Origin of the sequence: Streptosporangium sp. NPDC000396 (assembly GCF_042898655.1) — a bacterium.
In the GTDB taxonomy this organism is placed as follows: Bacteria; Actinomycetota; Actinomycetes; order Streptosporangiales; family Streptosporangiaceae; genus Streptosporangium.
Genome location: NZ_JBIAZA010000030.1, coordinates 21,496 through 45,202, shown reverse-complemented (window position 1 = coordinate 45,202; position 23,707 = coordinate 21,496). Strand labels below are relative to the sequence as shown.

At 70.8% G+C, this 23,707-nt stretch carries 22 protein-coding genes; 14 read left to right on the top strand and 8 right to left on the bottom strand.

The window, feature by feature from the left end; translation table 11 throughout:
* Positions 1–11: 11 nt before the first annotated feature.
* On the bottom strand, positions 12–815 hold the full coding sequence (locus ACFY2X_RS36370) for a TIGR03084 family metal-binding protein (protein WP_389947672.1): 804 nt from the start codon (positions 813–815) through the stop codon (positions 12–14).
* Between the two features lie 513 nt (positions 816–1,328).
* Here ACFY2X_RS36370 and ACFY2X_RS36365 point away from each other — a divergent pair.
* The 4 genes from ACFY2X_RS36365 (at position 1,329) to ACFY2X_RS36350 (ending at position 4,751) form a co-directional block, all read left to right on the top strand.
* The gene (locus ACFY2X_RS36365; RefSeq protein WP_389947611.1) at positions 1,329–3,011 is read left to right on the top strand and encodes a nitrite/sulfite reductase; all 1,683 of its coding nucleotides are present in this window, start codon (positions 1,329–1,331) and stop codon (positions 3,009–3,011) included.
* Positions 3,012–3,089: 78 nt separating this feature from the next.
* A complete protein-coding gene (locus ACFY2X_RS36360; protein ID WP_389947609.1) occupies positions 3,090–3,233 on the top strand; it encodes an Insertion element protein in 144 nt (47 codons plus the stop codon).
* 31 nt (positions 3,234–3,264) lie between these two features.
* Entirely contained in the window at positions 3,265–3,993 is a 729-nt protein-coding gene (locus ACFY2X_RS36355) for a phosphoadenylyl-sulfate reductase (RefSeq protein WP_389947607.1), read from the top strand.
* Positions 3,990–4,751 carry a sirohydrochlorin chelatase gene (locus tag ACFY2X_RS36350; RefSeq protein ID WP_389947605.1) on the top strand — a complete coding sequence of 254 codons (762 nt, stop codon included), beginning with the start codon at positions 3,990–3,992 and terminating at the stop codon, positions 4,749–4,751. The genes ACFY2X_RS36355 and ACFY2X_RS36350 overlap by 4 nt, the downstream gene beginning before the upstream one ends.
* Here the strand turns inward: ACFY2X_RS36350 and ACFY2X_RS36345 are convergent.
* The 3 genes from ACFY2X_RS36345 to ACFY2X_RS36335 all read right to left on the bottom strand — a co-directional run bounded on the left by ACFY2X_RS36345 (position 4,737) and on the right by ACFY2X_RS36335 (position 6,920).
* Positions 4,737–5,474, bottom strand: coding sequence for a hypothetical protein (locus tag ACFY2X_RS36345; RefSeq protein ID WP_389947602.1), 738 nt, complete (start codon positions 5,472–5,474; stop codon positions 4,737–4,739). The genes ACFY2X_RS36350 and ACFY2X_RS36345 overlap by 15 nt on opposite strands.
* A 1-nt stretch (position 5,475) precedes the next feature.
* Positions 5,476–5,973, bottom strand: coding sequence for a SigE family RNA polymerase sigma factor (locus ACFY2X_RS36340; protein ID WP_389947600.1), 498 nt, complete (start codon positions 5,971–5,973; stop codon positions 5,476–5,478).
* A gap of 119 nt (positions 5,974–6,092) precedes the next feature.
* Entirely contained in the window at positions 6,093–6,920 is an 828-nt protein-coding gene (locus ACFY2X_RS36335) for a DUF1707 domain-containing protein (RefSeq protein ID WP_389947599.1), read from the bottom strand.
* Positions 6,921–7,051: 131 nt separating this feature from the next.
* Here ACFY2X_RS36335 and ACFY2X_RS36330 point away from each other — a divergent pair, with 131 nt between their 5' ends.
* Positions 7,052–8,500 (top strand): ankyrin repeat domain-containing protein, encoded by a 1,449-nt coding sequence (locus ACFY2X_RS36330; RefSeq protein ID WP_389947597.1) that lies wholly within the window; start codon positions 7,052–7,054, stop codon positions 8,498–8,500.
* A 171-nt stretch (positions 8,501–8,671) separates the two neighbouring features.
* On the top strand, positions 8,672–10,291 hold the full coding sequence (locus tag ACFY2X_RS36325) for an isovaleryl-CoA dehydrogenase (RefSeq protein ID WP_389947595.1): 1,620 nt from the start codon (positions 8,672–8,674) through the stop codon (positions 10,289–10,291).
* Here the strand turns inward: ACFY2X_RS36325 and ACFY2X_RS36320 are convergent.
* A complete protein-coding gene (locus ACFY2X_RS36320) occupies positions 10,284–10,883 on the bottom strand; it encodes a hypothetical protein (RefSeq protein WP_389947594.1) in 600 nt (199 codons plus the stop codon). The two genes, ACFY2X_RS36325 and ACFY2X_RS36320, sit on opposite strands and share 8 nt — an antisense overlap.
* A 206-nt stretch (positions 10,884–11,089) precedes the next feature.
* Between ACFY2X_RS36320 and ACFY2X_RS36315 the strand changes: the two genes are divergently transcribed.
* Entirely contained in the window at positions 11,090–11,629 is a 540-nt protein-coding gene (locus ACFY2X_RS36315; RefSeq protein ID WP_389947592.1) for a hypothetical protein, read from the top strand.
* 74 nt (positions 11,630–11,703) lie between these two features.
* On the opposite strand, the gene ACFY2X_RS36310 is transcribed toward ACFY2X_RS36315, so the two are convergent.
* On the bottom strand, positions 11,704–12,819 hold the full coding sequence (locus tag ACFY2X_RS36310; RefSeq protein ID WP_389947590.1) for a hypothetical protein: 1,116 nt from the start codon (positions 12,817–12,819) through the stop codon (positions 11,704–11,706).
* Entirely contained in the window at positions 12,806–13,351 is a 546-nt protein-coding gene (locus ACFY2X_RS36305) for an RNA polymerase sigma factor (protein ID WP_389947588.1), read from the bottom strand. Before ACFY2X_RS36305 ends, ACFY2X_RS36310 begins: the two co-directional genes overlap by 14 nt.
* A 270-nt stretch (positions 13,352–13,621) precedes the next feature.
* On the opposite strand from ACFY2X_RS36305, the gene ACFY2X_RS36300 reads away from it, so the two are divergent.
* Complete coding sequence (locus ACFY2X_RS36300; RefSeq protein WP_389947586.1) at positions 13,622–14,050, top strand: OsmC family protein; 429 nt, start codon at positions 13,622–13,624, stop codon at positions 14,048–14,050.
* Between the two features lie 461 nt (positions 14,051–14,511).
* Positions 14,512–16,665 (top strand): glycogen debranching protein GlgX, encoded by a 2,154-nt coding sequence (glgX, locus tag ACFY2X_RS36295; protein WP_389947584.1) that lies wholly within the window; start codon positions 14,512–14,514, stop codon positions 16,663–16,665.
* A gap of 7 nt (positions 16,666–16,672) precedes the next feature.
* Here glgX and ACFY2X_RS36290 read toward each other — a convergent pair whose 3' ends face one another.
* Positions 16,673–17,077, bottom strand: a complete 405-nt coding sequence (locus ACFY2X_RS36290; RefSeq protein ID WP_389947582.1) for a hypothetical protein — start codon at positions 17,075–17,077, stop codon at positions 16,673–16,675.
* A 132-nt stretch (positions 17,078–17,209) separates the two neighbouring features.
* Here ACFY2X_RS36290 and ACFY2X_RS36285 point away from each other — a divergent pair, with 132 nt between their 5' ends.
* The 5 genes from ACFY2X_RS36285 (at position 17,210) to ACFY2X_RS36265 (ending at position 23,690) form a co-directional block, all read left to right on the top strand.
* Positions 17,210–17,929 carry a pyrimidine reductase family protein gene (locus ACFY2X_RS36285; RefSeq protein WP_389947580.1) on the top strand — a complete coding sequence of 240 codons (720 nt, stop codon included), beginning with the start codon at positions 17,210–17,212 and terminating at the stop codon, positions 17,927–17,929.
* A gap of 133 nt (positions 17,930–18,062) precedes the next feature.
* On the top strand, positions 18,063–19,100 hold the full coding sequence (locus tag ACFY2X_RS36280) for an ATP-dependent DNA ligase (protein ID WP_389947578.1): 1,038 nt from the start codon (positions 18,063–18,065) through the stop codon (positions 19,098–19,100).
* 138 nt (positions 19,101–19,238) lie between these two features.
* On the top strand, positions 19,239–20,678 hold the full coding sequence (locus ACFY2X_RS36275; protein ID WP_389947576.1) for an aldehyde dehydrogenase family protein: 1,440 nt from the start codon (positions 19,239–19,241) through the stop codon (positions 20,676–20,678).
* Between the two features lie 99 nt (positions 20,679–20,777).
* Positions 20,778–22,889, top strand: coding sequence for an acyl-CoA dehydrogenase (locus ACFY2X_RS36270; RefSeq protein ID WP_389947574.1), 2,112 nt, complete (start codon positions 20,778–20,780; stop codon positions 22,887–22,889).
* 165 nt (positions 22,890–23,054) lie between these two features.
* Positions 23,055–23,690: a class I SAM-dependent methyltransferase gene (locus ACFY2X_RS36265; protein WP_389947572.1), complete on the top strand. Its 636-nt coding sequence runs from the start codon at positions 23,055–23,057 to the stop codon at positions 23,688–23,690.
* Positions 23,691–23,707 lie beyond the last annotated feature (17 nt).

Genomic DNA, 23,707 nt, shown 5'->3' with positions numbered 1-23,707 from the left:
TCAGACCGGTTCTATGGGGTGTTTCCCTGATATGCCCCTGAGCCGAGCGGCGCCCGTCCCTTGCCCGGAGCCCCGGCGAAAGCCTGGGCGACCCGCATCCACGCCCGCGCGGTCTCGCCTTTCACCTCCAGCGAGGTGTCGTCGAGGTGACGGCGCTGGACCACCAGAAGGCAGAAGTCGAGCGCCGGCCCCCTGACCACGTCGGCGGCCTCGGCCGGGCCCGCCGCCCACGGCGACCCGTCGGGCATCGTCAGCTCCACCCGCACCGGATCCGCGGGCGGCGTCAGAGCGCGCATCGCGAAGCCGTACGGCATGGCCCGGACCCCGAGCGTCGCCACGTGCCTGAGCCTGGCGGTCGGGACCCGCACGACGCCGAGCGCGTCCGCCACGTCCTGCCCGTGGGCCCAGGTCTCCATCAACCGCGCGGTGACGAAGGACGCGACCGACATGTCGGGCCCGTACCAGGGCAGCCTGGCCTTTGCGTCCAGCCCGGCGAAGACCTCCAGGCTGCGGGCTCTGGAGGTGCGGAACCAGTCGTAGACCCGGGCGGGCGCGAGGTCGCGCGCGGCGACCGCGAGCTCGTCGACCATGGAGTCCCCGCGGGCGAGGAGGGCCGGCAGCGCGGCGCGGAAACCCTCGGGGTCGGTCGCGGCGGTGACGGCGGCGTCGTCGAACCAGGCGAGATGGCTGATCTGGTCGCGTACCGCCCAGCCCTCGGCGGGGGTCGGCAACTCCCAGGCCTCGGGATCGAGTCCTGGGATCATGGCGTCGAGCTCGGCGCTCTCCGCGCGCAGATCGGCCAGCAACTCGTCCATCAGGCCCACGGCGCCTCCCTCGTCCCGGCTCAGGCAAGGTTAACCGAGCGATGTTCTAGAGGGAACAGCCGCACAATGGAAAGGTGATCTGCGAAGAGTGCAAGGAGCACCGGCACGACAGGTGCCGGGGCGGCTCGTGGTGCGACTGCCAGCACCAGGCCGCCGAGAAGCCCAGGGAGTCTCCTCTGGGCTGGCAACGCCAAGGTTGAGTCTTGGCGGAGTCCAGAGTGTGGACGAGATATTGGACATCTCAGACCATCAAGGTATCGTCAGGGACATGCCAGCGGACCCATTGCTCGTCGTGCGACGCCACGTCGACCTTCTGCGTGTCCGCAGTGCCATCTGTTGTGACGTCCGTTGACCGTCGCCCCCCGCTGATTTCACCCAGCTCGGGCGCGTCGTCAGGCGTCCTCATCTGAGTAAACCGGCCCCCGCACTCAACGATGAGGCGGGAGGTGCCGCCTTGCCTGCGCGCGTCTGGAAATCACCCACCGATCCACAAAGGACGCGCACATGACAACCCCGGCCAGACCGGCTAACCGCCACCACAAGCGCCCGCGTGGCGAAGGCCAGTGGGCACTCGGCTACCGCGAGCCCTTAAACAAGAACGAAGAGAACAAGAAGAACGACGACGGGCTCAACGTCCGTCAGCGGATCATCGACATCTACGCCAAGGGCGGCTTCGACTCCATCGACCCGGCCGACCTGCGGGGCCGGATGCGCTGGTACGGGCTCTACACCCAGCGCAAGCCCGGGATCGACGGCGGCAAGACCGCGATCCTGGACCCGGAGGAGCTCGACGACCGCTACTTCATGCTCCGGGTCCGCATCGACGGCGGCCGGCTCGACCTTGAGCAGCTGCGCACCATCGCCGACATCTCCAACCTGTACGGCAGGGGCACCGCCGACATCACCGACCGGCAGAACGTCCAGTTCCACTGGATCGAGATCGAGGCCGTCCCGGACATCTGGAAGCGGCTGGAGGCGGTGGGCCTGTCCACCACCGAGGCCTGCGGCGACACCCCGCGCGTCATCCTGGGCTGCCCGCTGGCCGGGATCGACAGCGAGGAGGTCATCGACGCCACCGCGCAGATCCGCGAGATCCACGACACCTACATCGGCGACCCGGCGTTCTCGAACCTGCCGCGCAAGTTCAAGTCCGCGGTGAGCGGCTGCCCGGCGCACTGCACCGTGCACGAGATCAACGACGTGGCGTTCGTGGGTGTGGTCAACGAGCGGGGCGAGAGGGGCTTCGACCTGTGGGTGGGCGGCGGCCTGTCGACCAACCCGATGCTGGCCAAGCGGCTGGGCGTCTTCCTCACCCCGGAGCAGGTCGCCCCGGTCTACGGCGGTGTGATCGGCATCTTCCGTGACTACGGCTACCGCCGCCTGCGGCACCGGGCCCGGATCAAGTTCCTCATCAACGACTGGGGCGTCGAGAAGTTCAGGGAAGTTCTCGAAACGGAATATCTCGGCTACACCCTGCCCGACGGACCCGCGCCCGAGCTGCCGCGCGGCGGCCGTAGGGACCACGTGGGCGTCTTCCCGCAGAAGGACGGCAACTTCTACGTCGGCTTCGCTCCCAAGGTCGGCCGCCTCGACGGCGACAGGCTCCACCTGATCGCCGACATCGCCGAGCGGCACGGCTCCAACCGGGTGCACACCACGGTCGAGCAGAAGATGGTCATCCTCGACGTGGCACCCGACCGGGTGGACAGCATCGTCGCCGAGCTGGAGGCCAACGACCTGCGGGTCAACCCCTCCACCTTCCGCCGCCAGACCATGGCCTGCACCGGCATCGAGTTCTGCAAGCTGGCGATCGTCGAGACCAAGGCCACCGCGGCCAACCTGATCGACGAGCTGGAGCGGCGCCTTCCGGACTTCAAGGAGCCGCTGACCATCAACGTCAACGGCTGCCCGAACTCCTGCGCGCGCATCCAGGTGGCCGACATCGGCCTCAAGGGCCAGCTCGTCGTCAACGAGGCGGGCGAGCAGGTCGAGGGCTTCCAGATCCACCTGGGCGGCTCGCTGGGCGTCAACCCGGGCTTCGGCCGCAAGGTCCGCGGCCTGAAGGCCACCGCTGAGGAGCTCCCCGACTACGTGGAACGCGTCGTCAAGAACTTCGAGAAGCAGAAGAACGAGGGCGAGACCTTCGCCGACTGGGTCCAGCGTGCCGACGAGGAGGACCTCAAATGAGGCGGCACGGCGGGCGGGCCGCCGGGCACGGCGCCATCTCGCGAACGGACCCGGCGAACCGCGGGGTGAGGAGGGGCCATGAGTGAGCGAGCGGTTCCCTTCCACTGCCCCTACTGCGGTGAAGAGGACCTCGAACCCTACGAGGGCGACGGCGGCTGGTACTGCCGCTCGTGCGTCCGCGCCTTCAAGCTGAAGTTTCTCGGAATCGGAGTGCGGTTGTGAACCGTAGCGAACTGGGAGTGGTGAGCAACCGATGACACTGGTGGACATCGAGATCGGGCTGCGTCAGCAGCGAAGTGCGTTCGACCTGCAGGACATCGTCGAGTCGGCCTCGCGGTTCCTGGAGGGCGCCCCCGCCCGCGAGATCATCCGCTGGGCGGCGGCCACCTTCGGCGACCGGCTCTGCCTGACCTCCTCGATGAGCGACGCCTTGCTGATCGACCTGGTCAGCAGGGTCAAGCCGGGCGTGGACGTGCTGTTCATCGACACCGGCTACCACTTCGCCGAGACGATCGGCACCCGTGACGCCGTGCGGCAGGTCTACGACGTGAACGTGATCGACGTGAAGCCGTCGCGGACGGTGGACGAGCAGGAGCGCGACCTCGGTCCGCGCCTGTTCGGCCGCAACCCCGACCTGTGCTGCTACCTGCGCAAGGTCGAGCCGCTGAACCGGGCGCTGGAGCCGTACCTCGCCTGGGTCTCCGGCATCCGCCGCGACGAGGCCACCACCCGCGCCGGTGTCAAGGTCGTGGAGTGGGACGCCAAGCGCCAGATGGTCAAGATCAACCCGATCGCCTCCTGGACGCAGGAGGACGTCGACAACTACATGACCGACAACGGCGTGCTCATCAACCCGCTGCACTACGACAACTACCCCTCGATCGGCTGCGCCCCCTGCACCCGCCAGGTGGCCCCGGGCGAGGACCCGCGCAGCGGCCGCTGGGCCGGAATGGCCAAGACGGAATGCGGGCTGCATCTATGACGTGGCACGTCCGCGATGCCGCGTCCGCGCCACCGCTGATCGCGGTGGCGCACGGATCGCGTGATCCGCGCGCCGCCGCGACCGTGGAGGACCTGCTCGACCTGGTACGGCTGGCACGCCCGGAGATCCCCGTGCGCACCGCCTACCTCGACCACGCCCCGCCGACGCTCGCCATGGCGCTGTCCGGGCTGACCGAGGCGGCGGTGCTGCCGCTGCTGCTCACCGAGGCCTACCACAGCCGTGTGGACATCCCCGGCGCGCTGGCCGAGGCGACGGCCCGCCGTCCGCTGCTGCGCGTGCGCAGGGGCGCCACCCTGGGCCCGCACCCCCTGCTGGTCACCGCCCTGGAGCGGCGCCTGGCCGAGGCCGGGGTGGAGCCCGGAGACCCCGGCACCGCCGTGGTGCTGGTCTCGGCCGGTTCCAGCGACCCGCGGGCCAACGCGACGGTCGCCGGGATCGCCGGAGACTGGGCCAGGCGGCGCGGCTGGTGGTCGGTGACCGCCGCCTACGCCTCGGCCGCCGAGCCCACCCCCGAGCAGGAGGTACGGCGGCTCCTCGACGCCGGAGCCCCCCGCGTGGTCGTGGCCCCCTACCTGCTGGCCCCGGGCTACTTCGCCGACAAGATCCGCGCCACCACCCTGGCGGCGGGAGCCGAGGTCGTCGCCGACGTGCTCGGCGCCGCCCCGGAGCTCGCGGCCGTGCTGGTCGAGCGCTACGAGCAGGCCCTGCGCACCGAGGACCGGTCAGCCACCGCCTGACGCCGGGCCGGGGCGAGCCGAGCTCTCATCCGCGAAGCGGCAGTCCGTACCGCTGTCACACGGTTCGTACCGGGTGGCCATGATCACGATTCTCATGTCGGCGCGGCTCTTTCCGGCATCCCTCACGACCTGCCGGGCGTCCCTGTCGTCGATCAACGCCCGGCCCAGCTTCTTGATCGAGCCCGGCGGGACCACCGCGACTTCCAGGCGCCTGGTGTCCGAGTCCACATCCGGCAGGCCGACCACGGAGACCCGTTCCCCTTCCTTCGTCTCCTCCACCACTCCGTCGGTACACGGGCGGGCGGTGTGGTAAACGCCGTCCTCCCAGTAGAGGACCTCTGACTGGAACGGGCAGTAGACAATGACCGACGACATCCACTCGCGCCGCCGTTCAGGGAGGTCGAAGGCGACCCGCTCACCCATGGCCGAGAACCTCTTCACCATGATGGTGTCGGTGATCGCGCGGGCGCCGTACCGCGGCGACGGCTGGGCCATGACCCCGGTCCAGATGTCGTCGGGGACCGCGACGGTGCCGCCCCCGGGCAGGGTGAACGCCGCCGCGACGGCGAGTCCCGCCGCGACCGCTCCCCCCAGTGCCCGGAGGCGGCGGCGCTTGATCCTGCGGACGCGCCGGTCGACGTCGGCGACGGTCACGCCCCTGTGCAGACCGTCTTCGCTCTCCCGGCTCAGGATCTCGCGCAGGTCGGATTCGGTGATCGTCATCTCAGCTCCCCGTGGTGATCGCGGCGATCGCCGCGGGATCGACGCGCAGCCTGGCCAGCGCCCGGCTGGCCTGGCTGCGAACGGTCGCCACCGAACAGCCGAGAACCTCGGCGATCTGCGGGTCGGGCAGGTCGGCGAAGTAGCGCAGGACGATCACGGCCCGCTGCCTGCCGGGCAGTACGGCGAGAGCCTGCCGGACCGCCTCCCGCGTCCCGACCGCGCCCGTCTGGTCCTCTCCCGCCACGTCGGGCAGGGCGCCGGTCGGCACCTCGCCCCGCCACCTGCGCCGCCACCAGGAGGCGTGGGTGTTGGCCAGGATCCGGTAGACGTACGGGTCGGGGTTGTCACCCACCCGCCGCCAGGCGAACCACGCTTTGGCCAGCGCCGTCTGCAGAAGATCCTCCGCCGTACCCCAGTCGCGGCACAGCAGGTAGGCCGTCTGCAGCAGGCGGGCCGAGCGCTGCTCCACATAGCGCTCGAAATCGGCCCGATCTCGCATTCGGGGTCCTCACTTTTCGGTGTCCGTCACCGATCACTACGCGCTGGCCGCCCTGAGACGTTGCACGCGTCCGGGACGTCTTGCCGAAGAGTGAGGAAACGAGCCGGGCGTTCAGCCCCTCAGTGACCCGGGGGTTGCGGGGGCTGTGGTGGATATGGAGGTTGCGGGGGCTGGGGTGGCTGCGGGGGCTGGGCCGGGTGGAACTGGTGGGGGTGCGACCCGTGAGAGGACGGCCCGTGGGAGTAGGGCAGCTGGTGGTGCGGGCCGGACGGCGGCAGGGGGTGCCCCGGTTCGCCCATGAGCTCGCCGCGCATCTCGCGCCACTGCTCCCGCCAGGCGGCCCAGGCCTTCTTGACGGGCTTGGCCTTCGAGTCGCCGATCACCTTGACGTCGCCCATCAGCACGTAGGCCCTGACCCGGATGAGCGGCACGGTCATGCCGGGGGGCGCCTCGACGACCTGGACCTTCTTGTCTCCCATGATCGCGATTCCGTCGAGCTCGACATCCACGCCGTCCGGAACGATGATCTTCACGTCGCCCATGACCGCGGTGGCCACGATGTCCACCACGCCGGTGCGGACCTCGGCCTCGCGCAGGTCGAGCACGACGTCGCCCATGACGGAGACCGCGCCGAGCCCCTGGTCGATCCGCCACTTGCCCTGGCGCTTGGAGTCGCCCATGACGGCCACGAACCAGCGCCGTGCCCGGCCCTCCCGAGGCTCGGTGGCCTGGGCCGGCGTGTAGGCGGGCGCCGGCGCCTGACCGGATGACGGCAGGTCGGAGGTGATGACGGCCAGCTCCGCCTGGGTCACGGCGGTGTAGGCGGCCTCGGTGCGCTCGGTCAGCTCCCCGAGGGTCAGGCGCCCCTCGACGGAGGCGACGCGCAACCGCTCGACGACGGCCTCCCGCTCGGCGTCCGAGGCCCGTATGGCACCGGGATCATTCATAACTCACAACATATCGCGAGTTGTCCTCGCGCTGGATCCTTCGGAAGGAGGAGGTTGCGGCCTACTCCTCCAGCCGGCGCGCCCCACCTGGCCCGGCGGGACCGGACGGCCAGCGCCTATGATCCGGAGGCATGTATGAAGAACTCCTGGACGCGGTGGCAGGCAAGGACGCCGAGCGGGTCGAGCGCCTGCTCCAGGGCGGGACGAGCGCGGATCCGGAGGGCGAGGCGGAGGCGACGGCGCTGTACCGGGCCTCGGTGGGCGGCCATGTGGCGATCGTGCGCGCGCTGCTGGCCCACGGCGCCGATCCCAACCGGATCAGCGGCGGCGAGGACGAGGGGCTGCCCCTGTGCGGGGCCGCGGCCTGGGACCGCGTCGAGGTCGTGGAGATGCTGCTGCGGGCCGGGGCCTACCCGAACCGCAGGGAGAGCTTCGGATGGACCGCCCTGCTCTGGGCCGCCTCGAACGGGTGGGCCGACACGCTGCAGGCGCTGCTGGAGGCCGGAGCCGACCCCGAAGACGCCAACGTGGGCGGTGAGCCCGCCCTCACCCTGGCCACCCGGCGCGGGGCGCTGGGCGCCGTGCGCGTGCTGCTCGACCACGGAGCCGACCCCGGCCGGCCGGACGGCGAGGGTGACACCCCGCTGGACATCGCCTACGACTGGCTGGGCACGCAGCTGGAGAGCGCGCTGCTGGAGCAGCTCACCGAGACGGCCCCCGAGGGCTCCCAGTTCGTCGTGGGCCGCACCCGCGCCAAGGACGGCACCGACCTGGTGACCGTCACCGCCGTGGGACCGGACGGCAGGCCCGGGATGGAGGTTCGGTGCCAGCGCGGCCACGCGGCCATCGCCACCCTCCTGGAGGACGCGACCGAGCGGCGGCTGCCCTTCGACGAGCTGGTCGAGCGGGCGCTGCCGTACCGGGACATCGACGAGGAGGCCGAGACCTGGTGGACGGTGGCGAGCTCGCTGAGCCGCCGGGGAGACGAGGAGACCTTCGACGCCGCGGCCCGGTTGTGCGTCAGCGAGGACCCGCGCAAGCGGGAGTTCGCCGTCGACGTGCTCGCGGAGTTCGGCTTCACCGAGGACGACAAGCCCTACCTTGAGCGGACGCTGCCCATCCTGCAGCGGATGGCGGCCACCGAGGGCGACGAGCGGGTGCTGCGCTCGGTGCTCGGCGCGCTGGGCCACCACGCCGACCCGCGGGCCCTGCCCGCGGTCCTGGAGATCGTCACCGCCGAGGGCTGGACCCGCACCCAGGCCGACCCCGCCGCGCTGGCGGCCGTCCTTCCCCCGGGCCATGCCGAGGGGCTCGCGTTGCTCATCTCCATGACGGAGGACCCCGACGAGGAGGTGCGCGACTGGGCGACCATGGGCCTGGCGGGGCTGCCGGAGGACACCGGGCAGATCCGTGACGCGCTGGCCGCGCGGCTCGACGACGAGGACCTGACCACGGTGGCGGAGGCGACGCGGGGCCTGGCCAGGCGGGGCGACCCGCGCGCCCAGAGGGGCGTGGCGCGCGTGCTCGCCGAGAGCGACGAGGACGACGACTACGTCCGCGACATGGTGAAGAACCCCTAGAGCACCGGGCCGGGCGAGGGTCCTCGCCCGGCCCTTGCTTCGGGGTCCGGCCTCCCCGAAGTCGCGTGCGCCGCCTCCAGCACCCACCCGGGGGTGTGGAGATCCGCCGGGAGTGCTGAGATGAGTGGCAGAAACCGGCGCGAGTTCAGACGAGTCCATCGGAGGCCGCACGTGACCCATGACGTCTTCAACCAGGTTCCCCCGTTCACCGGTCATGACGTGTCCGCGGACGCCGCGCTCCTTTCGGGCGTGGTCCGCGAGAACGCCGACTGGGCCGTGGGAGACCTGCGCCGGCTCGGCACCCTCGCCGGATCGGAGCAGGCCGGGGAGTGGGGACGGCTGGCCAACGAGCATCCGCCCGTCCTGCGCACCCATGACCGGTACGGCCACCGGATCGACGAGGTCGAGTTCCACCCCGCCTGGCACGAGCTGATGACCGTCGCGGTCGAGAACGGCCTGCACGCCGCCCCGTGGTCGAGCGCGCGGCCGGGCTCGCACGTGGCCCGCGCGGCCAAGTTCTACATCTGGAGCCAGGTCGAGGCGGGGCACGGCTGCCCGATCTCCATGACCTACGCCTCGGTCGCCGCGTTGCGCCACAACCCCGTGCTCGCCGCCGAGTGGGAACCCCTGCTGGCCTCCCGCAGCTACGATTTCGGGCTGCGTCCGCCGCTCGGCAAGCGCGGGGTGCTCGCCGGGATGGCGATGACCGAGAAGCAGGGCGGCTCCGACGTCCGCGCCGGCACCACCCGCGCCGAACCCCTGAGTGACGGAAGCTACGCCCTGACCGGGCACAAATGGTTCAACTCCGCCCCGATGTGCGATGTGTTCCTGGTTCTCGCCCAGGCTCCCGGCGGGTTGTCGTGCTTCCTGCTCCCCCGGGTGCTGCCCGACGGCACCCGCAACGCCATGCACCTGATGCGGCTGAAGGACAAGCTGGGCAACAAGTCCAACGCCAGCGCCGAAGTGGAGTACCACGGCGCCGTCGCCTGGCTGGTCGGCGAGGAGGGCCGGGGGGTGCGGACCATCCTGGAGATGGTCAACATGACCCGGCTCGACTGCGTGATCGGCTCTGCGGCTGGCATGCGGTACGGCGTGACCCGGGCCGTGCACCACGCCACACACCGCGGCGCGTTCGGCAGGAAGCTGATCGACCAGCCCCTGATGCGCAACGTCCTGGCCGACCTGGCCCTGGAGTCCGAGGCCGCGACCACCCTGATGACGCGGCTGGCCGGAGCCACCGACCGGGCGATCGCCGGAGACCGGGACGAGAGCGCGCTGCGCCGTACGGCACTGGCCGTCGGCAAATACTGGGTGTGCAAGCGCGGCCCCGCCCACGCCGCCGAGTCGCTGGAGTGCCTGGGCGGCAACGGTTATGTCGAAGAGTCGCAGATGCCGCGGTTGTTCCGCGAGTCGCCGCTCAACGGCATCTGGGAGGGCTCGGGAAACGTGGCGGCGCTGGACGTGCTGCGCGCCCTGGGGCGCGAGCCCGAGGCCCAGGAGGCCTTCTTCACCGAGGTCTCGCTCGCCGCCGGGGCCGACCGGCGACTGGACGAGGCGGCCGACCGCCTGCGCAAGTCTCTGGGCGACCTGACCGACATCGAGGTCCGTGCCCGCCGTATCGCCGAGGACATGGCCCTGGTCCTGCAGGGCTCCCTGCTCGTACGGCTGGCGCCTCCGGCCGTCGCCGACGCCTTCTGCGCCTCCCGCCTGTCCGGTGAGGCGGGCCGCGCCTTCGGCACGCTGTCCTCGCGCCTGGACCTGGACGCCCTCATCGAGCGGGCCGTCATCTGACCCAGCCCTGACGTCTCTGGTGGTAGGCCGCCACGGCCGCGGCGGCCCTGCCATCGTCGGCCAGTAACCGGGTGAGCCGGTCGACCCTGCGGCTCGCGCACAGCGCATAGGTCTCGGCCCACCATTCGGACGGGCGGTCCCGGTAGCGGTCCAGCGCGAGCAGCGGGCGGCAGAGCTTCATGATCCGCTGCCATTCCGGGGTCTCGTCCATCTCGTCCAGGTCGCACAGCACATGTCCGATCATGTGGTGGACCAGCGCTCCCGAGGAGTGCGCCCCGCCCGCGATGACGATCGTGCGCCCCATGTAGACCCCGGCGGATCCGGCCGCCACCCGGGCGTCGCAGGAGTCGTCCGGCTCGGGGAGCTCGGGGAGCACGTCGGCGCCGAGCCAGATCCCGTCGAGGTCCTCGGCCAGCCGGGTCGCCAGATGAACCGGCAGGCCGGCCAGCTCGTCCACCGCGACCACCAGTTCGCGCCGCGGCGTTCCGGACCAGCCCCGGTGGATCACCCGTTCCAGCACCCCGCAGTCTCTGCTGCCGTCCCGCGGCAGCGGGTCGCGGTGTCTCGTGCGGCTCGAAGGGGGGGTCCTCATCCGGAGTTCTCCGTCCTGCCGAAGAAATGTTCCCGGTGATAAACGTCCGGTGGGGGATTGTTCATTACAGGCGGTCGCGTGAACATTCGCTGGGGCAAAGAATGCGATTCCTTACCGACGCCTCGCCCGCCCCTGGTCTACCCTCTGCCCTCGAAAGCCGATCGGCCATCGCAGTCGCGAGCGATTCCCATCAAAAAGGACTAATCATGAGAATAAGCCCGAAGGAACTGAGCGCGGCATGCACCATCCTCTTCGCAAACATCCTTTTCGCACCGGCGCCGGCCTCCGCCGCGGACCACCCCTCCCCCTGCCAGAGCGACATCGCCCGAGCGGTCGGGGAGCAACTCGCGAAAGCGCCGGGCGGCACGTTCATCCCACCTGACGTGGTCGCCTATGACGACGGCGGAGAGGTGATCACGTTCCGCCCCCCGTCCTGCGGCCCCGCGCGCCGGGACACGGAGCACGACTGCGACGAGGACGGCATCCCGGGCAACGCGGTGTGCCTGTACGACCGCAGGGCGTTCGAAGGGTCCCGCCAGGCCGTCAAGGTGACGGGGACGAGAAAACTAAACGGGACGATAACCATAATGTCCATAAAAAACGACCGCCCGTTTGTCTTCTTCGTCAAGAAGAGCAAATACGACCAGGGAACCTGCTTCCTTTCCATGGAGGGCTACGGCGACGCGGGCGACGTCAGCGGGCAGCACTGGGTGAACGCCCATCCCAATCTGCGCGAATGCCACTGATCGCCAGACGGTTGAATTTTCCGGTTTTTGAGCGGGGCGCCGATCATGTGGCGCTCCGTCTCGCGGCCCGCCGGTCACGAGGTCTCCCCGACACCGCCCACCCATCTGCCGATGACATATGTCCGGTATTCCTCGACGACGGGACGGCGGATCTCGTGACCGCGCGTGCGCGCGACCCGGATGAGCTCGGTCGCGAGAAGACCCCCGGTCGCCGAGCTGACGACGAGCACCCCCAGCAAGGGCCCGTCCTCGAACCCGAACGCCTGCCCCGGCCTTCCCCGCCGGTCCCTGACCTGCCCGAGCGACCTCAGGTCGTCCTGAGCCGCCAGGACCCGCCACAGCACCGCCGTCAGCGCCGGCTCCACCACGTCATGGGAGTGCAGGTTCTCCACCGCCCTGACGAGGCGCCGCGTCCGTGTCATCGTGACCTGCGGCTCGGTGCCGAGGAGCTGGTCGCGGAGCACCGGCCCGGACCGCGACAGCGCGTTCGCCCTCGGCCGCAGATCCGCCACGCGCCCCTCCTCCCGGGACGGCGCGGGAATCGACCGCCCGGCCTCCGGCGGGATTCCCTCCCAGCCGCCGCCCTCGAACGGCCTGCCCGCCGTCCGCACCCTCCGGCAGGTGCCCTTCCCGCTCACCGGCGTCCACCGCTGGACCAGCCACGGCACGACCCGTGAGGCCGCCCCGCCGGTTTCCACCGTGGTGGACATCAGCCACTCCTCGGTCGCGACGTAGCTCCACGGCCCGGCCGGGGGGCGCGGCCGGGCCGCCGCGAGAGCGGCCAGCTCCAGCAGCTTGGGCGAGGCCTGTGGAAAGGACGACATCGGGCGCGGCGACGGGTCCGGCAGGGGTTCGGTGTTCGAAATGTGGGTGATCCTCGCCAGATCCTCCAGGATCTCCGGGCCGACGCGACCGGCGAGGCCCGGGGGCGACAGTGCGGCCGTGGCGGGCGCCGGGGCCCGCCGGTCGCCGGACGGGACATGGACGGAGATCAGCACCGTCGCGACGGCTCCCAGGGCGGCGGCGAGAGCGGCCGGTCTTCTTCGCCTCGCCCGCGACGGGGCGTCACCGCACAGTATCCGCCGCAGGACCTCCTCCTCCTCGGGACCGAGCACCCGCCTCCCCACCTCGTGCGGGGGAACCGGGTTGTGCCGGACCATCAGCTCGCGGACCCTGTCATGACCTCGCATCACTGCCCCCTTCCTCGCACCGCGGGCGCATCCCTCGCAGGGACTCGCTCAGCCGCAGCCGCGCCCGGCACAGCCGTACGCGGACCGCGTTGGGGGTCAGGCCGAGGATCCCGCCGATCTCCTCGACCCCGAGATCCTCCCAGTAGTGCAGGCGGAGGATCTCTCCGTCTTTGGGGCGCAGCAGCGCCATGGCCGTCTCCATCGCGGTCCGGACCTCCTCCTCGTGGTGGGAACCGCCCTCGGGCGGATCGGACGGCAGCTGCCTCAGCAGCCCCAGCAGCCGCTGCCTGCGGCACTCGCCACGGGTCGCGTTTCTCACGTGCCCCCAGGCCACGCGGTACAGCCAGGCGATGATGGCCCGGTCGTCGTCCTTGGGAATGCGCCGCCTCTTCCGCCAGGCGGTCTGAAAGGTGCAGGAGACGATGTCGTCGGCCGCCGCGAGGCCGACACGGCGTGCCGCGTATGCCCATATGGGCTCATAGAAAGTGCGGAACGCCCAATCGAACCATTTCTCCTCGTCATCCTCCGACACGGCCGCCCCTTCCCACCTGCCGTCATGGTTCTTACGTCCGACACCAAGGATTTGATTACAGATTCCATTCAAACGGCCACGGAAAGTCATCATCGACCTTTCCACCGAAGACCGGGGGAAGGCGGCGAGAGGGCGCCACGGGCACCGGAAACGAGCATCGCGGCCCGGGAGCCGCCCTCTGGACCCTCGGCCCAGGCAAAGATCCAAAGGACGCTCTCCGGACGAGTAGGGTCGTTGGTGTTAACGCATCGTGATCGAAAGGACATCGCCATGGCGACGACACGTACCGCGACGACTCACTGGAAGGGCGCGCTGCTCGACGGCTCGGGCATCGTCTCGCTCGACTCCTCCGGGGTGGGCACGTTCGACGTGTCCTGGCCCTCACGGGCCGAGCAGGCCAACGGCAAGACCTCGCCGGAGGAGCTCATCGCCGCCGCCCACTCCTCCTGCTTCTCGATGGCCCTGTCCCATGGGCTGGCGCAGGCGGGCACCCCGCCGCAGTCGGTGGAGACCAGGGCCGATGTGACCTTCCAGCCGGGCGAGGGCATCACCGGGATCGTCATCTCGGTTCGCGCCCAGGTTCCGGGCCTGTCCGCCGAGGAGTTCCAGACGGCGGCCGAGACGGCCAAGGCCAACTGCCCGGTGAGCAAGGCCCTCGCGGGAACGACGATCAGCCTCAACGCCGAGCTGGTGAGCTGATCGCCGCTCTCGCGTGACCGCGCGTGTCCCGCCGGGGGGCACGCGCGGCCACGAACGGGCGGCCGCGCCCCGGCTCCTCCCCCGCCACCGCGAGGGCCCCGGCTCGCGTCCCCGGCTCGCTGCGGTGAACCAGCACGTCACAGCCTCGCCAAGCGTTTCGCCCAGTCGGCCGGGGCACATACACTCAGGCAACCTCATCCTGCCGGAACACCACCCGGAGGCCGAGGCGCCCGGCGACGCCGTGCCCCCCGGTCGCGACCCCCCGGCTGCGGGCCGCACATCCGGTCGGTGACGATCGACAGCAAGCAGCCGAAGAAGACCGTGCGCCTCGCGAGCTTCCCCCGATGCTCCGGCGAGGCAGGCCAGGTCAGTCCGTCCATTCGTGATCCCCCGCCGCATGAGGGTGACAAGAACGAAAACACCCTGCACACGAAGGCGTAACTGAAGGAGAATAGGGCCACATGCGCGAAGTCTGGCCGGGAGAGCCGTATCCACTCGGTGGCACCTGGGATGGCGTGGGCACCAACTTCTCGGTGTTCTCCGAGGTGGCCGAGCGTGTTGAGCTGTGCCTTTTCGACGACGACGGCCGCGAGGAGCGCTTCGACCTCCCCGAGGTGGACGGGTTCGTCTGGCACGGCTACTTCCCGGGGATCATGCCGGGGCAGCGCTACGGCTATCGCGTCCACGGCCCCCACGAGCCCTCCCGGGGGCACCGGTGCAACCCCTCCAAGCTGCTCCTGGACCCCTACGCCAAGGCCATCGAGGGTGAGCTGGCGTGGAGCGAGGCGTTGTTCTCCTATCCGTTCACCGATCCGACCAGGCGCAACGACGCCGACAGCGCCCCCTTCATGCCGAAGAACGTGGTGATCAACCCGTTCTTCGACTGGGGCGCCGACCGGCTGCCCCGCACGCCGTACCACCAGACCGTGATCTACGAGGCGCACGTGCGCGGGCTCACCATGCGCCACCCCGCGGTGCCCGAGGAACAACGCGGCACCTACGCGGGGCTGGGCCATCCGGCGGTCATCGAGCACCTGCTGAGCCTGGGCGTCACCGCGGTCGAGCTGATGCCGGTGCACCAGTTCGTGCCCGAGCACGCGATGGTCGCCCGGGGGCTGACGAACTACTGGGGCTACAACACGATGGCCTACCTGGCCCCGCACGGCGCCTACTCCAGCTCGGGACAGCGCGGCCAGCAGGTGCTCGAATTCAAGGCGATGGTCCGGGCGCTGCACGAGGCCGGGATCGAGGTCATCCTCGACGTCGTCTACAACCACACGGCCGAGGGCGACCACATGGGCCCCACGCTGGGTTTCCGGGGCATCGACAACGCGGCCTACTACCGGCTGCACGACGGAGACCGGCGCTACTACCTCGACTACACCGGCTGCGGGAACTCCCTCAACGTCCGCTCCCCGCACGCGCTGCAGCTCATCATGGACTCGCTGCGCTACTGGGTCCTGGAGATGCACGTGGACGGGTTCCGGTTCGACCTGGCCGCCGCCCTCGCCCGCGAACTGCACGACGTGGACCGGCTGAGCGCGTTCTTCGACCTGATCCAGCAGGATCCGGTGATCTCCCAGGTGAAGCTGATCGCCGAACCGTGGGACGTGGGTCCCGGCGGATACCAGGTCGGCAACTTCCCGCCCCTGTGGACGGAGTGGAACGGAAAATACCGCGACAGCGTGCGCGACTTCTGGCGCGGAAACGGGTCCGCGCTGCCCGAGTTCGCCTCCCGGCTGACCGGGTCCGCCGACCTCTACGCCTCCTCCGGCCGCCGCCCGGTGGCCTCCATCAACTTCGTCACCTGCCACGACGGGTTCACGCTGACGGATCTGGTCTCCTACAACCGCAAGCACAACGAGGCCAACGGGGAGAACAACCGCGACGGCACCGACGACAACCGCTCGTGGAACTGCGGCGCCGAAGGCCCCGTGGACAGTCCGAGCATCATCAGCCTGCGCCGCCGCCAGCGCCGAAACTTCCTGACCACCCTGTTCATCTCCCAGGGCGTGCCGATGCTGCTGGCGGGCGACGAGTTCGGCCGGAGCCAGAACGGCAACAACAACGCCTACTGCCAGGACAACGAGACCTCCTGGCTCGACTGGTCACTGGCCCAGGACGAGCAAGACCTGCTGGCCTTCGTCAGAGGACTGTCCGATCTGCGCCGCGAGCACCCCGTCTTCCAGCGGCGCAGGTTCTTCCACGGCCGCAAGGCCGAAGACGGCACCCGCGACATCGTCTGGCTCACCCCGTCCGGCGAGGAGATGTCGGCCTCCGACTGGCACACCGGCTACGCCAAGTCGCTGACCGTCTTCCTGAACGGCGATGCCATCACCGAGCCGGGCTCGCGCGGCGAGCAGATCGTGGACGACTCGTTCCTGCTGCTGATCAACGGCCATCATGAGGACCTGACCTTCACCATCCCCGGGATGAAGTACGGGACGAAGTGGCAGGCCGTGCTGGACACCGCCGACGACGGACCGGGAGAAAGGCCGCTCCCCGACGTGTTCTGGCCGGCGGAGGCCGCGGTCACGGTCACCGCGCACTCCATGCAGATCCTCCGCTGCCGCCGGGCCTCCACCGGGCCGGGAGCGGGATCGCGCCGGGGCTAGAAGGAGACTAGAGGCCGGTCGCGACCGCGGCGGCGAGCAGCACCAGGACGAACGTGGCCACCCCGGCGACGCCGTGCAGCAGGACGGCGAACACGGGGAGGCGCTGCTCGGCGCCGCGTGCGTGGCGGCCGCCGCCCAGCCAGCGGGTGAACATGGCGAAGCCGAGCAGCGCGACCGCCGCGAGCATCCCGAACGAGGCCCAGGCGAAGGCTCTTTCGGAGGTGAGCATGTAGGCGACCCAGCAGCCCAGGGCGGAGACCGCCAGGGCCGGATGGGCGAAGATCAGCACGGCGGGAAATCTGGTGACCTTGGTCGCCTGCCGGCTCAGGCCCCCGCCGGACAGCCACAGATACAGCAGGTAGACCCCGACCATCGCGGTGATCAACCACGTCACGAGTGTGACCAGCCCCACACGGCCTCCCTGATCTCCAGGGAATCATGTAACGAGAGTCAGCCGAAGTCACTAGGGATGTCGAATCCGTTATCGCCCGCGCCGGGAACGCTCGCGGTTCGCCGTCCCGTCCGGCTGTGCCAAGGTAGGAGAATGCGGCTCATTCACCCTGTGACCTCCGACGACGTCGACATCGCGCGGGCCTACGCCTACCCGGGCGGCCGGTGCGTCCGGCTCAACATGGTCGCCAGCGCCGACGGCGGGACCTGGCTGGAAGGGCTGTCCGGCGGGCTGTCCGGCAAGGGCGACCGCCGCGTCTTCGGGGTGCTGCGCGGGCTGGCCGACGTCGTCCTGGCGGGGGCGGCGACCGTGCGGGCCGAGGGGTACCGCCCGGCCCGGCCGCGGGAGTCGTGGCGCGCGCTGCGCGAGGGCCGTCCGGCCGCCCCTCCGGTGGCCGTGGTCACCCGCGGACTCGACCTGGACCTGACGAGCCCGCTGTTCACCGAGACCGAGCCGGACGCCCGGACGATCGTCATCACCTGCGACGCCGCCCCCAGGGAACGCCGCCAGGAGGCCGCCAGGCACGCCGACGTGATCGTGGCCGGGAGCGAGCGGGTGGACCTGGCGCTGGCGATCAAGGAGCTGGCCGGGCGCGGTCTCGGCAAGGTGCTGTGCGAGGGCGGACCGAAGATCAACGCCCAGCTCGCCGCGGCGGGCCTGGTCGACGAGCTCTGCCTGACCCTGAGCCCGATGCTGATCGGCGGGGACGCCGCCCGGGTTCTCGACGGGCCGGGCTCGCTGGCCCGTCTTCGCCTGGTGCACGTGTTGGAGGAGGACGGTTTCCTGTTCACCCGATATGCTCGGGCGTCCTGACGGGCGAGCGAAGCGGGGCCGCGGCCGGGCGCGGCGGCCGGGGTTCGTTCGCCGCGGACCTCACGGCAAGGCGGCACGTCGACTTCCTCCCCGCGGCCTGAGGCCCGGGGTCTCCCAGGCCCAAGGAGCTGCGATGAACCTACCGGTGGAGCCTCCGATCGCGCCGATGCTGGCCAAGCCCGTCAAGGGCCTGCCCGCACAGGACGGCACCCTGTTCTACGAGCCCAAGTGGGACGGCTTCCGATGCGTCGTGTTCCGCGACGGGGACGAGGTCTATCTCGGCAGCCGCAACGAGCGGCCGTTCACCCGCTACTTTCCCGAGCTGGTCGAGGCGGTGAAGGCCGAGCTGCCCGACCGGGTGGTGGTGGACGGGGAGATCGTCGTCCGCGGCGGCCAGATCCTCGACTTCGACGCCCTGCAGCAGCGCATCCACCCGGCCGCCTCGCGGGTGAGGCTGCTGGCCGAGCAGACTCCGGCGTCGTTCATCGCCTTCGACCTGCTGGCCCTGGGCGACGACTCCCTGCTGGACTCCCCGTTCTCGGCCCGCCGCGAAAGACTTGAATCGATCTTCGACCGGGCGGGCGACGCGGTACGGCTCACGCCGATCACCACCTCCGAGGAGCAGGCGGCCGAGTGGTTCCGGACCTTCGAGGGCGCCGGGCTGGACGGCATCGTGGTCAAGCCGGGGAGCCTGCCGTACCAGCCGGACAAGAGGGTGATGTCCAAGGTCAAGCACGAGCGGACGGCCGACGTGGTGGTGGCCGGATACCGGGAGCACAAGTCGGGCCCCGTGGTCGGGTCCCTCCTCCTGGGGCTTCACGACTCCGAGGGCGTGCTCCGCCATGTCGGCGTCGCGTCCTCCTTCCCGATGAAGCGCCGGGCCGAGCTGATCGAGGAGCTCGCCCCGTATGTGAGCGAGGACGGCCATCCCTGGAGCGCCGACTCGCTGCCCGGCGCGATCTCCAAGTGGAGCGCCACCAAGGACCTGTCGTTCGTGCCGCTCCGGCCGGAGCTGGTGCTGGAGGTCGCCTACGACCACATGGAGGGCGAGCGGTTCCGGCACATCGCCCAGTTCCGTCGCTGGCGGCCCGACCGCACCCCCGACTCGTGCACCTACGAGCAGCTCGAACGCCCGGTCTCCTACGACCTCGACGACATCTTGGCCCGCTGAGGCGAAGGCCGCCTGAACACCACGGCCAAGAACAGATCCCGACAAAACCCTCGATCACGGATCCCCCGCTTCCGCGACCCGCTAAACCAAGCGTACGCTTGTTTGCGTTCCCAGTACGCCTGACGCGGGAGATGAAGCGTGAACGAGTACCGCAACCTGATCGGCGGCCGGCTGGTGGCGGCGGCCGACGGCCGCACCCTGGACTCGGTCAACCCCGCCACCGGCGAGGTGTGGGCCCGCATCCCGGCCAGCGGCAAGGCTGACGCCGAGGCCGCCGTGGCCGCGGCGCGCGCGGCGTTCCCGATGTGGTCGGGCATGCCCGCGCTCGGCAGAGCCCACTTCCTGCGCAAGGTGGCCGAGACCTTCACCCGGCACGCCGAGGAGCTGGCCAGGATCGAGACCACGGACAACGGGCGCATCCTGCGGGACACGCTGAAGAAGGACCTGCCCGGCATGACCCATCTGTGGCAGATCGCCGCCGGTCAGGTGATCGACGCGGTCAAGGGCGAGACCGTGATCCTCGGCCCCGACAGCATGGGGCTCACCCGCCGCGAGCCGTACGGCGTGGCGCTGTGCATCATCCCGTGGAACTCCCCCATCTCCACGTTCTCCGCCAAGGTGGCCTTCGCGCTCGCGGCGGGCAACACCGTGATCGTCAAGCCCGCCGAGCAGGCCTGCGCCTCCGTGCTGCGACTGGGCGAGTTGCTGGCCGAGGTGTTCCCGCCCGGCGTGCTCAACATCGTCAGCGGCCTGGGCGAGGACGTCGGCGACCCTCTGGTACGGCACCGCGGGGTCAACAAGATCAGCCTCACCGGCTCCACCCAGACCGGCCAGGCCATCACCCGGGCCTCGGCCGACAACCTGAAACCGATGACGTTCGAGCTCGGCGGCAAGTCGCCGAACATCGTCTTCCCCGACGCCGACCTGGACGCCGCCGCCCAGGGCGTGACGGTCAACTCGGTCTACACCGGCAACGCCGGGCAGGTCTGCGTGGCCGGATCCCGCATCCTGATCCACCGGTCGATCTGGGACGAGATGATCGGGCGGATCGCCTCGATCGCGGCGCACATCAAGCTGGCCGACCCCCTCGACATGAGCACCACGATGGGCCCGATCGTCTCCGCGGGCCAGTACGAACGGGTCGTCTCCTACCTGGAGATCGCCGAGAAGGAGGGCGCCGAGCTGGTGTTCGGCGGTCAGACCGGAGCCGACGTGGTCCCGTCCATGCCCGACGGCTACTGGGTGGCGCCCACGCTGTTCACCACCTCGGACAACGCTCTGCGCATCTGCCAGGAGGAGATCTTCGGCCCGGTGGCCGTGGCCATCCCGTTCGACAGCGACGACGAGGCCCTGGCGATCTCCAACGACTCCTCCTACGGGCTCACCGCGGGCGTGTGGACCCGCGACCTCGGCCGGGCCCAGCGATTCATCCGCGACCTGCAGAGCGGCACCGTGTGGGTGAACACCTTCCGCCAGATGCCGCCGGGCCTGCCGTTCGGCGGCACCAAGGACTCCGGCTACGGGCACGACGCCGTGCTGGAGTACACCCGCGAGAAGGCCGCCATCATCCAGATCTGACCCCCGCCCGGACGTCCCGGAGAACCCGATCCCCGAGGCGGCACGGCCGGGGCCGATCTCCCCCTTACGATGAACCGAATATCGTTCTAGAGTCGGCGCATGGGCATCGGACTGACCGAAGAGCACCGGGCGCTGGCGGCCTCCGTCCACGGCTTCGCCGAGCGGAACATCACGGCGCGGAACATGGACCACGAGCCCTTCCGCGCCGCTCTGGCCGCGCAGGGACTCCTCGGGCTCCACCTGCCCGAGGAGCACGGCGGGCAGGGCGGAGGCCTGCTGGAACTGGCCGTCGCCCTCGAAGCCCTCGGCGAGCACCTCGCCCCCGGCTCCCACCTTCCCACGGTCCTGGCGTCGGCGATCATCGCCCGCGCCCGGCCGGCGTCGGCGCCCGGCCTCCTCCGTTCCCTGGCGGACGGCACCATGACCGCCGCCGTCGCCCTGCCCGGCGGCGTCCGCGCGGCCCTGGCGGAGCGGATCACGACGGACCGCGCCCTGATCGCGCTCGGCTCCTCCGACGCCGGCCTGTTCGTCCTGCCTCTCCCCGACGGCCGCTGGGCCGCCCTCGATCGGTCCGGCTGCCAGGCCGAGGACGCGAGCGGCGTCGACCTGTCGCGCCGGCTGGTGGCCGTGACCGCGCGGGCCGTACCGGAGGAGCGCGTGCTGGCCGGGGTGACCTCGGATCTCGTCGCGGACCTGGCGGCCGTCCTGCTCGGTGCCGAGGCCTGCGGCGTGGCCGCCTGGGCGGTGGCCACCGCCGCCGCCCACGCCAAGGTCCGCGAGCAGTTCGGCCGTCCGATCGGCCAGTTCCAGGGCGTCAAGCACCGCTGCGCCACCATGCTCGTCACCCTTGAACAGGCCCGCGCCGCCGTCTGGGACGCCGCCAGGGCCCTGGACGCCGGCCGCCCCGGCGACGAGGCCGCGCTGGCGGTGGGGACGGCCGGGGTCCTCGCCGCGGATGCCGCCGTGCGGTGCACGGCGGACGCGATCCAGGTGCTGGGGGGCATCGGCTACACCTTCGAGCACGACGCCCATCTCTACTACCGCCGCGCGCTGTCGCTACGGGCGCTGAGCGGCGACCCCGGGGAGTGGGCCGAACGCGTGGCCAGGCTGGCGGCCCGCGGAGTCCGGCGGCCGATGGAACCGGACCTGCCGGAGGAGGCCGCGGCACTCCGGGAGGAGATCCGGGCCGAGGCCGCGTCGCTCGCGGCCGAGGAACCGCTGACCCGGCTGGCCCGTTTCGCCTCCGAGGGCTGGATCATGCCGCACCTGCCCAGGCCGTGGGGCCGAGGGGCCTCCCCGCTGGAGCAGGTCGTCATCCACCAGGAGTTCGGGGAACTCCAACGCCCGAACCTCGGCATCGCCGCCTGGGCCGTCCCCTCGATCGTCCGCTACGGCACGCAGGAGCAGCGGGAGCGCTTCCTGCCCAGGACGTTCACCGGCGAGATCGTGTGGTGCCAGCTCTTCAGCGAGCCGGGCGCCGGATCCGATCTCGCCTCCCTGTCCACCAAGGCCGTCCGGGTGGAAGGCGGCTGGTCCCTGAGCGGCCAGAAGATCTGGACCTCCTTGGCCCAGTGGGCCCACTGGGCGATCTGCCTGGCCAGGACGGATCCCGACGCGCCCAAGCACGAGGGCATCACCTACTTCCTGATCGACATGTCCTCTCCTGGCGTCACCGTCCGCCCCCTGAAGGAGATCAACGGCGACGAGATCTTCAACGAGGTCTTCCTCGACGACGTCTTCGTCCCCGACGAGATGGTCGTCGGCCAGGTCGACCAGGGCTGGCGGGTCGCCCGCGACACCCTTTCCCACGAACGCGTCGCCCTCGGCGACACCTGGGGACCCGGCTCCCAGCACACCGACATGGTCAGGCTGATCGACGACCTGGGCGGCCCCGGCACCCTGCGCCCGGCCGCCCTGGAGGAGTCCGGGCGTCTATGGGCCCGCGGCCAGGCCCTGTCCGCCCTCGGCCTGCGCATCACCCTCTCCCAGCTCTCCGGTGCCGGCCCCGGCACCGCCTCAAGCGTCCGCAAGCTCCTCGGCATGCGCCACTCCCAGGCCGTCTCCGAGTTCTGCTGGTCCCTCGCCCCCGCCTCGCCGTACTGGAACCGGATGATCCTCACCACCCGGGCCTTCACCATCGGCGGCGGCACCACCGAAGTCCAGCTCAACATCATCGCCGAGCGCGCCCTGGGCCTGCCCCGCGACCCCTGACCTTCTTCACCCTTCACCTCGCGGCGCCGCCCTCCCGCACGGAGCATCCGTACGGCTCCCGCCTCCGGACGGCACTCCGCCGTTCACCTCGGCGGGTGAGGACGGTAACCATCCCGCCGAAGGATGGGGACGCGGATCAGACGTCACATCCCTGGAGCGTGCGCGGTGAGACAGACCAACGCCGCCTTCGGCGGTCCCAGCGGTTCCGGCGGTTCCGGCGGTTCCGGCGGTACGGCGCTGCTGCGCGAGTTCCTGCGGGCCCCGCTGCTGACCGCGACGGTCGCCCCGAGCTCGCGGCGGCTCGCCGAGCAGATGGTCACCCCGATCCCCTGGCGCGGGCAGCCCACGGTCGTGGAGCTGGGGCCCGGAACCGGAGCGTTCACCCAGGTCATCCAGGAGCGGCTGGGAGGCCGGGGCCGCCATCTCGCCGTCGAGCTCAACCCTCGGCTCGCCGGTCCCCTCAGCCGCCGCTTTCCCGGAGCCGAGGTCGTGCACGCCGACGCGGCCGAGCTGCCCGCCCTGCTGGCCGAACGCGGCCTGTCCGCCGACATCGTGATCAGCGGCCTGCCGTGGGTCGCGTTCCGCGCGACGGCGGACGTGCCGCTGCTGCCGCTGGTGGCGGCCTCGCTGTCCCAGCATGGCGTGTTCACCCAGTTCGCCTACTGCTGGACCCGGTGGGCGCCACCCGCGCGACGGCACCTTCGCGACCTCCGTACGACGTTCGAGGAGGTCGTGCTGAGCCGGACGGTGTGGCGCAACCTGCCACCGGCCCTGGTGTATCTCGCCCGCCGCCCCCGTTGACGGGACGCCCCGGCAGG